This is a genomic window from Streptomyces sp. LHD-70 (assembly GCF_031157275.1).
In the GTDB taxonomy this organism is placed as follows: Bacteria; Actinomycetota; Actinomycetes; order Streptomycetales; family Streptomycetaceae; genus Streptomyces.
Map to the genome: position 1 here is coordinate 920904 of NZ_JAVIFW010000001.1, position 13758 is coordinate 934661.

General features: G+C 69.5%; 12 protein-coding genes. All 12 read left to right on the forward strand.

Annotation, left to right across the window (positions count from 1 at the left end):
* Position 1: 1 nt before the first annotated feature.
* The 12 genes from RCO28_RS04125 (at position 2) to pgi (ending at position 13754) form a co-directional block, all read left to right on the forward strand.
* Complete coding sequence (locus RCO28_RS04125) at positions 2–832, forward strand: hypothetical protein (protein ID WP_308939506.1); 831 nt, start codon at positions 2–4, stop codon at positions 830–832.
* A 115-nt stretch (positions 833–947) separates the two neighbouring features.
* Positions 948–3011 (forward strand): excinuclease ABC subunit UvrC, encoded by a 2064-nt coding sequence (gene uvrC / locus RCO28_RS04130; RefSeq protein WP_308939507.1) that lies wholly within the window; start codon positions 948–950, stop codon positions 3009–3011.
* Positions 3008–3940, forward strand: a complete 933-nt coding sequence (gene rapZ / locus RCO28_RS04135) for an RNase adapter RapZ (RefSeq protein ID WP_308939508.1) — start codon at positions 3008–3010, stop codon at positions 3938–3940. Before uvrC ends, rapZ begins: the two co-directional genes overlap by 4 nt.
* 17 nt (positions 3941–3957) lie before the next feature.
* Positions 3958–4974 carry a uridine diphosphate-N-acetylglucosamine-binding protein YvcK gene (yvcK, locus tag RCO28_RS04140; RefSeq protein WP_308939707.1) on the forward strand — a complete coding sequence of 339 codons (1017 nt, stop codon included), beginning with the start codon at positions 3958–3960 and terminating at the stop codon, positions 4972–4974.
* On the forward strand, positions 4965–5954 hold the full coding sequence (gene whiA / locus RCO28_RS04145; protein WP_308939509.1) for a DNA-binding protein WhiA: 990 nt from the start codon (positions 4965–4967) through the stop codon (positions 5952–5954). Before yvcK ends, whiA begins: the two co-directional genes overlap by 10 nt.
* A 609-nt stretch (positions 5955–6563) precedes the next feature.
* Positions 6564–7571 (forward strand): type I glyceraldehyde-3-phosphate dehydrogenase, encoded by a 1008-nt coding sequence (gene gap / locus RCO28_RS04150; protein ID WP_282537252.1) that lies wholly within the window; start codon positions 6564–6566, stop codon positions 7569–7571.
* A 117-nt stretch (positions 7572–7688) separates the two neighbouring features.
* A complete protein-coding gene (locus RCO28_RS04155; protein WP_308939510.1) occupies positions 7689–8900 on the forward strand; it encodes a phosphoglycerate kinase in 1212 nt (403 codons plus the stop codon).
* Between the two features lie 6 nt (positions 8901–8906).
* The gene (gene tpiA, locus RCO28_RS04160; protein ID WP_308939511.1) at positions 8907–9683 is read left to right on the forward strand and encodes a triose-phosphate isomerase; all 777 of its coding nucleotides are present in this window, start codon (positions 8907–8909) and stop codon (positions 9681–9683) included.
* A gap of 154 nt (positions 9684–9837) precedes the next feature.
* The gene (secG, locus tag RCO28_RS04165) at positions 9838–10068 is read left to right on the forward strand and encodes a preprotein translocase subunit SecG (RefSeq protein WP_282513817.1); all 231 of its coding nucleotides are present in this window, start codon (positions 9838–9840) and stop codon (positions 10066–10068) included.
* Positions 10069–10264: 196 nt separating this feature from the next.
* The gene (locus RCO28_RS04170) at positions 10265–10600 is read left to right on the forward strand and encodes an RNA polymerase-binding protein RbpA (protein ID WP_003957010.1); all 336 of its coding nucleotides are present in this window, start codon (positions 10265–10267) and stop codon (positions 10598–10600) included.
* Between the two features lie 145 nt (positions 10601–10745).
* Entirely contained in the window at positions 10746–11996 is a 1251-nt protein-coding gene (locus RCO28_RS04175) for an MFS transporter (RefSeq protein ID WP_308939512.1), read from the forward strand.
* Between the two features lie 105 nt (positions 11997–12101).
* Positions 12102–13754: a glucose-6-phosphate isomerase gene (pgi, locus tag RCO28_RS04180; RefSeq protein WP_308939513.1), complete on the forward strand. Its 1653-nt coding sequence runs from the start codon at positions 12102–12104 to the stop codon at positions 13752–13754.
* The last annotated feature ends 4 nt before the right edge of the window (positions 13755–13758 follow it).

The following is a 13758-nucleotide window of genomic DNA, read 5'->3' on the forward strand; positions in this document are numbered from 1 at the left end:
GATGAGCCGACCCGTACGCCTGAAGGCCGTGCTCGCCGGTACGGCGGCCACGCTGCTGCTCGGCCTCGGCGCACCGCACGCGGTCGCCGAGACGCCCACCCGGGACGAGGCCCCGTCCGCCGCCGCCCGCTCGGCCGCCCACAAGGCCGCCGATGCGCCCGGCACCCGGGCCACGCTGTCCCGCTTCTTCGCCCGCGAGGGAACCGTCACCGCGCGTGCGGCCGAACCACGCATCAAGGGTGAGGCCGTTCCCGTGTACTACTTGGCGCCGGATTTCGTCGCCGGAAACAAGGGCGCCCCGGTCGCCCGCCTGGAGTTCCTGGCCAGCAAGGCCGTCTCGTCCGACGGCCAGGAGGCGTCCCTGTGGACGGTGAAACAGGGCGGCACCTGGAAGGTGGTGAACATCGCCACAGGGGACGACGAAACGCACTACGCGCGCGTGGGCGCCGAAAAGCTCCCTGGAGGCACCGTCTTCCATGAGCCGCAGATCAACGCCTGGTACGTGACGCACCACGCGCGCGTGCTGCCCCTCGACCAGGACGCCGTCCGCGCGATCGGCACCGACGGAACCTCACTGTCCGCCTACCGCAGCCGAGTTGAGCGCGCGTACGGCGACAAGCTCCCCGGCTCCCCGTACGCGAAGTCGGGCAAGGCGGGCGGCTACGCACCGCAGTCCGAGCCCGCCGCAGGCACGCAGACCCAGCCCGACGAGGCCTCCGGCCCCGCCCTGACCGTGGCCTCCACCGCCGCCGGCCTCGGCGCCTGCGCGGCCGTCGGCCTGACCGTCGTACGCACCGTACGGACCCGCCGCCAGGCAGCCGACCCGGCCTAGCGGCCACACGACCAGCACCAGCCGCCACCCCCCCCCAAGCGATGCCGCCCACACCCGTGGGCGGCATCGCGGTGCCCGGCCCCGGCTGTCAGTCCCCGCCAGTAGGGTGAGAGTCATGGCTGACCCCTCCACCTACCGCCCCAAGCCGGGACAGATCCCCGACTCCCCGGGGGTCTACAAGTTCCGCGACGAGCACCGCCGGGTGATCTACGTCGGGAAGGCCAAGAGCCTGCGCCAAAGGCTCGCCAACTACTTCCAGGACCTGGCGAGTCTGCACCCGCGCACCCGCTCGATGGTCACGACCGCGGCCTCCGTCGAGTGGACCGTGGTGACCACCGAGGTCGAGGCGCTCCAGCTCGAGTACACCTGGATCAAGGAGTTCGACCCGCGGTTCAACGTCAAGTACCGCGACGACAAGAGCTACCCGTACCTCGCGGTCACCCTCAACGAGGAGTATCCGAGGGTCCAGGTCATGCGCGGCGCCAAGAAGAAGGGCGTGCGCTACTTCGGCCCGTACGGACACGCGTGGGCCATCCGCGAGACGGTCGACCTGATGCTGCGCGTCTTCCCGGTGCGCACGTGCTCGGCCGGAGTCTTCAAGAACGCCGCCCGCACCGGCCGCCCCTGCCTGCTCGGCTACATCGGCAAGTGCTCGGCCCCCTGCGTGGGCCGCGTCACCGCCGAGGACCACCGTGAACTGGCCGAGGATTTCTGCGACTTCATGGCCGGCCGCACGGGCGCGTACCTCCGCCGCCTGGAGAAGGAGATGGCGGCCGCCGCAGAGGAGATGGAGTACGAGCGGGCGGCCCGCCTGCGGGACGACATCGAGGCCCTCAGGCGCGCCATGGAGAAGAGCGCCGTGGTCCTCGCCGACGACACCGACGCGGACCTGATCGCCCTCGCCGAGGACGAGCTGGAGGCGGCGGTGCAGATCTTCCACGTCCGCGGCGGCCGGGTCCGCGGCCAGCGCGGCTGGGTCACCGACAAGGTCGAGGCCGTCACCACGGGCGACCTGGTCGAGCACGCGGTGCAGCAGCTGTACGGCGAGGAGAGCGGCGACGCCGTACCCAAGGAGGTGCTGGTCCCCGCCCTGCCGGACCCGGTGGCGCCCGTGCAGGCGTGGCTCGCCGAGCGGCGCGGCAGCAGCGTCGGCCTGCGCGTGCCGCAGCGCGGCGACAAACGCGCCCTGATGGAGACGGTCCAGCGCAACGCACAGCACTCCCTCGTCCTGCACAAGACGAAGCGCGCCTCCGACCTGACGACCCGCTCCCGCGCCCTTGAGGAGATCGCCGCCGCGCTCGACCTGGACAGCGCCCCGCTGCGGATCGAGTGCTTCGACATCTCGCACCTCCAGGGAGACGACGTCGTCGCGTCGATGGTCGTCTTCGAGGACGGCCTGGCCCGCAAGAGCGAGTACCGCCGCTTCCAGATCAAGGGCCGCGTGGGCGACACCCAGGTCTGGCACGGCGAGGGCCAGGACGACGTCCGGTCGATGCACGAAGTGATCGCCCGCCGCTTCCGCCGGTACATCGCGGAGAAGGAGAAGACGGGGGAGTGGGTCGAGGAGACCGAGGTCCCCGAGGACTCCCTCACCGAAGAGGACGGCCGCCCGAAGAGGTTCGCGTACCCGCCCCAGCTCGTCGTCGTGGACGGCGGAAAGCCGCAGGTCGCGGCGGCCAAGCGGGCCATGGACGAGCTGGGCATCGACGATGTCGCGGTGTGCGGCCTCGCCAAGCGCCTGGAGGAGGTCTGGCTGCCGGACGAGGAGGACCCGGTGGTCCTGCCCCGCTCCAGCGAGGGCCTCTACCTCCTCCAGCGGGTACGTGACGAGGCGCACCGTTTCGCGATCGCCTATCAGCGAAAGAAGCGGGCCAAGAGGTTCCGGGCGGGGCCGCTGGACGCGGTGCCCGGCCTGGGAGAGACGCGCAAGCAGGCGCTCATCAAACACTTCGGTTCCGTGAAGAAACTGCGATCCGCCACAATTGAGCAGATCTGCGAGGTCCCCGGGATAGGCCGCAAGACGGCCGAGACGATCGCCGCGGCCCTCGCCGAGGCGGCCCCGGCCGCCCCGGCGGTGAACACGGCGACCGGAGAGATCATTGAAGAAGAGGCACCCGTGACGGCGGAGGCCGCACAGGCACCCGCGGGCGCCGTGGAGAGACGGGGGCAGGACACATGACAGAGCGCGAAGAAGACGGAGCACAGGTGAGTACGGGAACGGGCACCATCGAGCCCGCCGCCGCGGAGGCCATCCCCGAGCTGGTGATCATCTCCGGGATGTCCGGCGCGGGACGCTCCACGGCGGCCAAGTGCCTGGAGGACCTCGGCTGGTTCGTGGTCGACAATCTGCCGCCCGCGCTGATCCCCACCATGGTGGAGCTCGGCGCCCGCTCGCAGGGCAACGTGGCGCGCATCGCGGTCGTCGTGGACGTACGCGGCCGCCGCTTCTTCGACAACCTCCGCCAGTCCCTCTCGGACCTGGAGGCGAAGAACGTCACCCGGCGGATCGTCTTCCTGGAGTCGTCCGACGACGCCTTGGTGCGCCGCTTCGAGTCGGTGCGCCGCCCGCACCCGCTGCAGGGCGACGGCCGCATCACCGACGGCATCGCGGCCGAGCGTGACTTGCTGCGCGAGCTGCGCGGCGACGCGGACCTGGTGATCGACACCTCCAGCCTGAACGTCCACGAGCTGCGCGCCAAGATGGACGCCCAGTTCGCCGGTGACGAGGAGCCCGAACTCCGGGCCACCGTCATGTCGTTCGGGTACAAGTACGGCCTGCCGGTCGACGCCGACCTGGTGGTCGACTGCCGCTTCCTGCCCAACCCCCACTGGGTCCCGGAGCTGCGCCCGTACACCGGTCTGAACGAAGAGGTCTCGGGCTATGTCTTCAACCAGCCCGGCGCCAAGGAGTTCCTCGACCGCTACACAGAACTGCTCCAGCTGATCGCGACGGGCTACCGCCGCGAGGGCAAGCGGTACGTCACCATCGCCGTGGGCTGCACGGGCGGCAAGCACCGCTCCGTCGCCATGTCGGAGAAGATCGCCGCGCGCCTCGCCACCGAGGGCGTGGAGACCGTGGTCGTCCACCGGGACATGGGGCGCGAGTGACCTCCCCGCCCCGTCGGGTGAGCTCCCCGCCCCGTCGGGCCCGGCTCACCCGCCTCAGCCGCAGGCGCTCGGCCCAGCCCAAGGTCGTAGCGCTCGGCGGCGGCATGGGCCTGTCCGCCTCGCTCGCCGCGCTGCGCCGGATCACCGGCGACCTGACGGCCGTGGTCACCGTCGCCGACGACGGCGGCTCCAGCGGCCGGCTCCGCGACGAGCTGGGCGTGCTCCCGCCCGGCGACCTGCGCAAGGCCCTGGCCGCGCTGTGCGGGGACGACGACTGGGGCCAGACCTGGGCCCGCGTCATCCAGCACCGCTTCCAGTCCAAGGGCGAGCTGCACGAGCACGCGGTCGGCAACCTGCTGATCGTCGCCCTGTGGGAGCAGCTCGGCGACCACGTCCAGGCCCTCGACCTGGTCGGCAAGCTGCTCGGCGCGCATGGCCGGGTGCTGCCCATGTCCGCCGTGCCGCTGGAGCTGCAGGCGCTGGTCAAGGGGCACGACCCGGAGCGCGCGGAGGCAGTGGACACGGTCCGCGGCCAGGCCAACGTCGCGCTCACCCGCGGCGAGGTGCAGTCCGTGCATCTCGTACCGCACGACCCGCCCGCCGTGCCCGACGCCGTCGCCGCGGTCCTGGACGCGGACTGGGTGGTGCTCGGCCCCGGCTCCTGGTTCTCCTCCGTGATCCCGCACCTCCTCGTGCCCGAACTGCTCGAGGCGCTCACCGAGACCAAGGCCCGAAAGGTCCTCTCGCTCAACCTCGCACCCCAGCCCGGAGAAACCGAAGGTTTCTCCCCGCAGCGTCATTTGGAGGTTTTGGGACGACACGCCCCTAAACTCGCCCTGGACGTGGTGCTGGCCGACGAGGCCGCCGTGCCCGACCGCGACAGCCTCACCGACGCCGCCAAGCGTCTGGGGGCGGCGGTCGAGCTGGCGCCGGTGGCTCAGGCCGTCGGCTCTCCGAAGCACGACCCGGAGCTCTTGGCCGCCGCGTACGACCGTATTTTTCGGATGCATGGAAGGATCGGCCCATGGCGATGACGGCAGCGGTGAAGGACGAAATCTCCCGGCTTCCCGTCACCCGGACCTGCTGCAGAAAAGCAGAGGTCTCGGCGATTCTTCGGTTCGCGGGCGGGCTTCACCTGGTCAGCGGCCGCATCGTGATCGAGGCGGAGCTGGACACCGCGATGGCGGCCCGGCGGCTCAAGAAGGACATCCTGGAGATCTTCGGGCACAGCTCGGAGCTCATGGTGATGGCCGCGGGCGGTCTGCGCCGCGGCTCCCGCTATGTCGTACGCGTGGTGGCCGGCGGCGACCAACTGGCGCGCCAGACCGGCCTGGTGGACGGCCGCGGCCGCCCGATCCGCGGTCTGCCCCCGCAGGTCGTCTCGGGTGCCACCTGTGACGCCGAGGCCGCATGGCGCGGAGCGTTCCTGGCCCACGGCTCGCTGACCGAGCCGGGCCGCTCCTCCTCCCTGGAGGTGACCTGCCCGGGGCCCGAGGCGGCGCTCGCGCTCGTCGGCGCGGCCCGTCGGCTCTCCATCGCCGCGAAGGCCCGCGAGGTGCGCGGCGTGGACCGCGTCGTAGTCCGTGACGGTGACGCGATCGGCGCGCTGCTGACCCGGCTCGGCGCCCACGAGTCGGTGCTCGCCTGGGAGGAGCGGCGGATGCGCCGCGAGGTCCGGGCCACCGCCAACCGCCTGGCCAACTTCGACGACGCCAACCTGCGCCGCTCGGCCCGCGCCGCGGTCGCCGCGGGCGCCCGCGTGCAGCGCGCCCTGGAGATCCTCGGGGACGAGGTGCCGGAGCACCTCGCGGCGGCCGGACGGCTGCGCATGGAGCACAAGCAGGCCTCCCTGGAGGAGCTGGGCGCGCTCGCCGACCCGCCGCTGACCAAGGACGCGGTCGCGGGCCGCATCCGCCGCCTCCTGGCGATGGCCGACAAGCGCGCCCAGGACCTCGGCATTCCGGGTACGGAGTCGAACCTGACGGAGGAGATGGCCGACAATCTGGTCGGCTGACCGACCCGCTGACCCATCGCACGCAAAGCCGTTGGTGTCCGGATCTTTCCGGACACCAACGGCTTTTGCGTGCTCCACGCGGGACTCGGCCCAGGCCGCGTCGTCCGCCGAGGCCGGTCGCGTCTCACGGGCTGAGCGGAATCGTCGTCCTCGGCCGCAGATTTTGCTGGCACGGGGTGTCACTCGATGTTGCCGACGCCACATTGACAAACGAGCGTCCTGACGCTCAGAACGATCCGTACACCCTGCGGAGGGACCCTCCGGATGGCCCCCGGAATGGTGCCCTCCGGAGCCGCGAACGCGACTTGCGCAGGCCTCGCGCGGTAGTTACGGGGCGTGACAGTGGAGGTGTCGGAGGCGTCCTCGACGGGCACTCAAATGAGGGCGCTTGCGCCCGTCTGATGGGCCAAGCGCTTGCTTCGCCGCCCTGCTGACTCTGAGTGACGAACGGAGGGTCGTATCCGCAAACACGGTGCGGGCCACCGCAACTCGTACGGACCCTTCCGATGTCACTCGAACGTCTCAGGAGAGGTAGGGTCGGAGGCGGTCGGGGACATCCCATTCAGCTCGCCGGCGCACAGACCGGCGTACCAACGAGGAGATCGGTTCGTGACGATCCGCGTAGGCATCAATGGCTTCGGTCGCATCGGCCGCAACTACTTCCGGGCGCTCCTGGAGCAGGGCGCGGACATCGAGGTCGTTGCCGTCAACGACCTGGGTGACACCGCGACCACGGCCCACCTGCTGAAGTACGACACCATCCTTGGGCGCCTCAAGGCCGAGGTCACCCACACCGAAGACACCATCACCGTCGACGGACACACCATCAAGGTGCTGTCCGAGCGCAACCCCGCGGACATCCCCTGGGGTGACCTGGGCGTCGACATCGTCATCGAGTCGACCGGCATCTTCACGAAGAAGGAAGACGCCGCGAAGCACATCGCCGGTGGCGCCAAGAAGGTCCTGATCTCGGCTCCGGCCAAGGACGAGGACATCACCATCGTGATGGGCGTCAACCAGGACAAGTACGAGCCGGCGCAGCACCACGTCATCTCCAACGCCTCCTGCACCACCAACTGCGTGGCGCCGATGGCCAAGGTTCTCGACGAGAACTTCGGCATCGTCAAGGGCCTGATGACGACCGTGCACGCGTACACCAACGACCAGCGCATCCTGGACTTCCCGCACAAGGACCTGCGCCGCGCCCGTGCCGCCGCGGAGAACATCATCCCGACGACCACCGGTGCCGCCAAGGCCACCGCCCTCGTCCTGCCGCAGCTCAAGGGCAAGCTGGACGGCATCGCCATGCGCGTCCCGGTTCCCACCGGCTCCGCCACGGACCTGGTCGTCGAGCTCACCCGCGAGGTCACCAAGGACGAGGTCAACGCCGCGTTCAAGAAGGCCGCGGACGGCGAGCTCAAGGGCTTCCTGTACTACACCGAGGACCCGATCGTGTCCTCGGACATCGTCAGCGACCCGGCTTCCTGCACCTTCGACTCCTCCATGACCATGGTCCAGGAGGGCAAGACGGTGAAGATCCTCGGCTGGTACGACAACGAGTGGGGTTACTCGAACCGTCTGGTCGACCTCACCACCTTCGTCGGTGGCCAGCTCTGACCCGGACTTGATTCGGACAGGCATCTCGATGTGAGCTACGGGGCTCGGGCGGCGTGATCTTGCGCCGTCCGGGCCCCGTCGCTGTTTGCTCGGAAGCTTTCAAGGAGTCCCTGAGAAATGAAGACGATCGACGAACTTCTCGCCGAAGGCGTCGCCGGTAAGCGGGTATTCGTCCGCGCCGACCTGAACGTGCCGCTGGACGGCACCACCATCACCGACGACGGCCGTATCCGCGCCGTGCTGCCGACCGTGAAGGCACTCGCCGACGCGGGCGCGCGGGTCGTCGTCGCCTCCCACCTGGGCCGCCCCAAGGGTGCCCCGGACCCGGCCTTCTCGCTCGCCTCGGCCGCCGCCCGGCTCGGTGAACTCCTCGGCGCCGACGTGCAGTTCGCCACGGACACCGTCGGCGACTCCGCCAAGGCCGTCGTCGCCGGCCTCGCCGACGGCCAGGTCGCCGTCGTCGAGAACCTGCGCTTCAACGCCGGCGAGACCTCCAAGGACGACGCCGAGCGCGGCGCCTTCGCCGACCAGCTGGCGGCCCTCGCCGACCTGTACGTGGGCGACGGATTCGGCGCCGTGCACCGCAAGCACGCCTCGGTCTACGACCTCCCGGCGCGGCTCCCGCACGCCGCGGGCTACCTCATCGCCAAGGAGGTCAGCGTCCTCAAGAAGCTCACCGAGGACGTCAAGCGCCCGTACACCGTGGTCCTCGGCGGCGCCAAGGTCTCCGACAAGCTCGCCGTCATCGACGAACTCCTCGGCAAGGCCGACCGTCTCCTCATCGGCGGCGGCATGGCGTACACCTTCCTCAAGGCCAAGGGGTACGAGGTCGGCATCTCCCTCCTCCAGGAGGACCAGGTTCCGAAGGTCAAGGAGTACATGGAGCGCGCCGAGAAGAGCGGCGTCGAGCTCGTTCTCCCGGTCGACGTCCTCGTCTCCACCGAGTTCCCGGACCTGAAGACCAAGGCCCCGGCCGACTTCGACACCGTCGACGCCGACCAGATCCCCGCGGACAAGGAGGGCCTGGACATCGGCCCCAAGTCCCGCGAGCTGTTCGCCTCCAAGGTCACCGACGCCGAGACGGTGTTCTGGAACGGCCCCGTCGGAGTCGCCGAGCACCCCGACTACGCTGGCGGCACGACGGCCATCGCGCAGGCCCTGCTCGACAGCAAGGGCTTCACGGTGGTCGGCGGTGGCGACTCCGCCGCCGCCGTCCGCAACCTGGGCTTCGACGAGTCGAAGTTCGGCCATATCTCGACGGGTGGCGGTGCCTCCCTCGAATACCTCGAGGGCAAGACCCTGCCCGGCCTCGCCGCACTGGAGGACTGACCCTTAATGACCACGCGTACGCCCCTGATGGCGGGCAACTGGAAGATGAACCTCAACCACCTCGAGGCCATCGCCCACGTCCAGAAGCTCGCCTTCGCGCTCGCCGACAAGGACTACGAGGCCGTCGAGGTCGCCGTCCTTCCGCCCTTCACCGACCTGCGCTCCGTGCAGACCCTGGTGGACGGCGACAAGCTCAAGATCAAGTACGGCGCCCAGGACATCTCGGCGCACGACTCCGGTGCGTACACCGGTGAGATCTCGGGCCCGATGCTGTCGAAGCTCAAGTGCACCTATGTCACCATCGGCCACAGCGAGCGCCGCCAGTACCACGACGAGAACGACGAGATCTGCAACGCCAAGGTGAAGGCCGCCTACAAGCACGGCATGACGCCGATCCTGTGCGTCGGCGAGGGCCTGGACATCCGCAAGGCCGGCCAGCAGGTCCAGTACACGCTGACTCAGGTCGAGGGCGGCCTCAAGGACGTCCCCGCCGAGCAGGCCGAGTCCGTCGTGATCGCCTACGAGCCGGTGTGGGCCATCGGCACCGGCGAGGTCGCCACCCCCGAGGACGCGCAGGAGGTCTGCGGCGCGATCCGCGGCAAGCTCGCCGAGCTGTACGACCAGGAGCTCGCCGACAAGGTGCGCATCCAGTACGGCGGTTCGGTGAAGTCCGGGAACGTCGCCGCGATCATGGCGCAGCCCGATGTCGACGGGGCCCTCATCGGCGGTGCGGCGCTCGACGCCGACGAGTTCGTCAAGATCGTCCGATTCCGCGACCAGTGAGTCCGGGAACCGACCGGGACTGAGTATGCGGTAGCGACGTAACGTCGTACCCTTGCGGGGTCCGAGGCTTGCTTTTCTGAGCTTTCCGCTCATTCACGCGAGACTCGGGCCCCGTCGTCGTACAGATACCGAGGAAGTTGGTCCAGCCGTGGTTATGGGGTTCTCGATCGCCCTGCTCGTCTTCAGCGGACTCATGATGCTTTTGGTGCTCATGCACAAGGGCAAGGGCGGTGGCCTCTCCGACATGTTCGGTGGCGGTATGCAGTCCTCCGTCGGCGGCTCCTCGGTCGCCGAGCGCAACCTCGACCGCATCACCGTCGTGGTCGGTCTGCTGTGGTTCGCGTGCATTGTCGTGCTCGGCCTGCTGATGAAGCTCGACAGCTGACGCTTTATCGTCCTGCCGGTTGACGCAGTATTGCCGTACGCCTTTTATAGGCGGCTTAATATGGCCGTGCGTCTCCGGGGTGGGGGTGTAACTCCAAACACTGGACGCGCGTTGGGCCTTACGTAGACTGGGGCACCCGCGGCACGGCCGTCGGTGAGCAACGCTGTGCAGCACTGTTACGCAGGGAGTTACGACCGTGGCAAGTGGCAACGCGATCCGTGGAAGTCGGGTCGGAGCGGGGCCGATGGGCGAGGCCGAGCGGGGCGAGTCCGCGCCGCGCCTGCGCATCTCCTTCTGGTGCTCCAACGGGCATGAGACACAGCCGAGCTTCGCCAGTGACGCGCAGGTCCCCGACACCTGGGACTGTCCGCGCTGCGGATTCCCGGCCGGCCAGGACCGGGACAACCCGCCGGACCCGCCGCGCACCGAGCCCTACAAGACGCACCTCGCGTACGTCCGAGAGCGGCGCAGCGACGCGGACGGCGAGGCGATCCTCGCGGAGGCACTCGCCAAACTGCGCGGCGAGATCTAGGAATTGAGAGCGGCCGGACACCCCCGAGGGTGTCCGGCCGGACTGCTTTCCGAGGTCTGTTCTCCCAGGTCAGGCACGCGCCGCGGCCGATTGTCAGTGGCCCCCTCTAAGGTCTGCAAGTACCGGACCAAAAGGGGGAGTTGGCGTGGTCGAGGGGGTAACGGACGCTGCGGAGACCGCAGCGGCGGCGGAGCGCGCGCCGTCCTGGCGCGGGGGATTCGGACGGCTGTGGTCGGCCGCGATCATCTCCCGCTTCGGTGACTCGCTGCGCATCGCCGCGCTGCCGCTGCTCGCCACGAGCCTCACCGACGAACCGACGCTCGTCGCCCTCGTCGCCGCCTGCGGCTATCTGCCCTGGATCCTTTTCGGCCTGATCGGCGGCGCGGTCGCCGACCGGGTCGACCAACGACGCGCCATGTGGGCCGTGGATCTCGTACGCGGGCTGCTGATCGGCAGTTTCGCCGTGGCCGTCGCCTTCGACCAGGCGACGATCGCGCTGCTCATGATCCTCGCCTTCGTCCTCACCACCCTCCAGACCCTCTTCGACAACGCGGCCACGGCCCTGCTCCCCGCCGTCGTCGGCCCCGAGGCCCTCGGCAGCGCCAACGCCCGCCTGCAGACCGGCCAGATGCTCGTCAGCAGCTTCCTGGCCACGCCCGCGGTGCCGCTGCTGCTCGCCGCGGGAATCGCCGTGCCCTACGCCGCGAACGCCGCCACGTATCTGCTCGGCGCCGCACTGATCGCCTCCCTGCGCACGGCACCGCGCGCGCGTGCGGCACCGCTGAGCGGGAGCGGCCTGCGGGCCGACATCGCCGAAGGAGTGCGGATCCTGTGGCGGGACCGGGCGCTGCGCGGCCTGTGCCTCGCGGCCACGCTGTGCAACGTCGGCGTCGGCGGACTCATCGCCACCCTCGTCCTGCACGTCACCGGCTGGCTCGACGCGGGCGCGACAGCCTATGCCTTGTGCCTGTCCGCGTACGGCGTGGGCAGTGTCGTCGCCGGGTTCTGCGCCAACCGGATCGGGCGCCGCGTGGGGCGGTTGCGGAGCATCTTCCTCGCGGGCCTCGTGCAGATCGTGCCGCTGCTCGCGATCGGGACGATACGCAGCGTCTGGGCCGTCCTGCTCGGACTCGTGGTGTTCGGCTTCATGGGCATGGTGTGGAACGTCAACCAGGTCACGCTCATGCAGCAGCGCAGCCCCAGCGATGCGATCGGCCGGATCAGCGCCGCCTTCCGCACCCTGTCGCTCGGTGCCACCCCGGTGGGCGCGGCACTCGCCGGTGTCGCCGCCTCGGCCTGGGGGCTCAACACCCCTGCGCTGCTTGCCGCCGCGCTGTTCGTGCTCGCCGTCGCCGCGCTGATACCCGCGCTCAAGTCCCCTGTCACCGCTCCTTAAGTCGGCCGACAGGGGACAGACAGCTCATACCGCTCGCTGATCAATTAGGTTGGTGGGGCAGCGGGGAAGTTGCAGGCTCAGGTAGAGAGAAGGCTGAAGTCCGAGATGAACGCAGCAAGCCGCACCAGGCTCAACCAGTTGCCGGAGTGGACGGCGCTCGGAAAGCACCGTGAGCAGCTGGGCGAAGCACACCTGCGGGAACTGTTCGCCGCCGACCCGCAGCGAGCCGAGAAGTACACGGCGCAGGTGGGCGACCTGCACCTCGACTACTCCAAGCAGCTGGTCACGGACGAGACCCTTGAGCTGCTCCGCGAGCTGGCCGCCGCGACCGATGTCTTCGGCCTGCGGGACGCCATGTTCCGCGGCGAGAAGATCAACACCACCGAGGACCGCGCTGTTCTGCACACCGCGCTGCGCGCCCCGCGAGACGCCGTGATCGAGGTCGACGGCGAGAACGTCGTGCCGAAGGTGCACGCCGTCCTCGACAAGATGGGCGCCTTCGCCGAGCGGGTCCGCGCCGGTGAGTGGACGGGCCACAGCGGCAAGCCCATCAAGAACGTCGTGAACATCGGCATCGGCGGCTCCGACCTCGGCCCGGCGATGGCGTACGAGGTGCTGCGGTCCTACGCCGACCGTAATCTGACGTTCCGCTTCGTCTCCAACGTCGACGGCGCCGATCTGCACGAGGCCGTAAGGGACTTGGACCCGGCCGAGACGCTGTTCATCATCGCCTCGAAGACGTTCACCACGATCGAGACGATCACCAACGCCACCTCCGCGCGGAACTGGCTGCTCACCGGTCTGCAGGCCGGGCAGGACGCCGTGGCGAAGCACTTCGTGGCCCTGTCCACGAACGCAGAGAAGGTCGCCGAGTTCGGCATCGACACGACCAACATGTTCGAGTTCTGGGACTGGGTCGGCGGCCGCTACTCCTACGACTCGGCGATCGGCCTCTCCCTGATGATCGCCATCGGGCCGGAGCACTTCCGCGAGATGCTCGACGGCTTCCGCCTGGTCGACGAGCACTTCCGCACGGCCCCGGCGGAGTCCAACGTCCCGCTGCTGCTCGGCCTGTTGGGGGTTTGGTACGGAGGGTTCTTCGACGCCCAGTCGCACGCGGTCCTTCCGTACTCGCACTACCTCTCCAAGTTCACCGCGTACCTTCAGCAGCTGGACATGGAGTCCAACGGCAAGTCGGTGGACCGCGAGGGCAACCCGGTGGACTGGCAGACCGGTCCGGTGGTCTGGGGCACACCGGGCACCAACGGGCAGCACGCGTACTACCAGTTGATCCACCAGGGCACGAAGGTGATCCCGGCGGACTTCATCGGCTTCGCCAAGCCGGTCGAGGATCTGCTGCCCGGCCTGGTCGCGCAGCACGATCTGCTGATGGCCAACTTCTTCGCGCAGACGCAGGCGTTGGCGTTCGGCAAGACGCCGGACGAGGTGCGGGCGGAGGGTGCGCCCGAGGAGCTGGTCGCGCACAAGACGTTCCGCGGCAACCACCCGACGACCACGATCCTCGCCGCCGAGCTGACTCCGTTCGTGCTCGGCCAGCTCATCGCGCTGTACGAGCACAAGGTGTTCGTGCAGGGCGCGATCTGGAACATCGACTCGTTCGACCAGTGGGGGGTCGAGTTGGGGAAGGTGCTGGCGAAGCGGGTGGAGCCGGCGTTGACCGAAGGGGTCGAGGTGGAGGGGTTGGACGCTTCGTCCAGGGCGCTGGTGGCCAAGTACCGGGCGCTGCGGGGGCGTTGAGGCC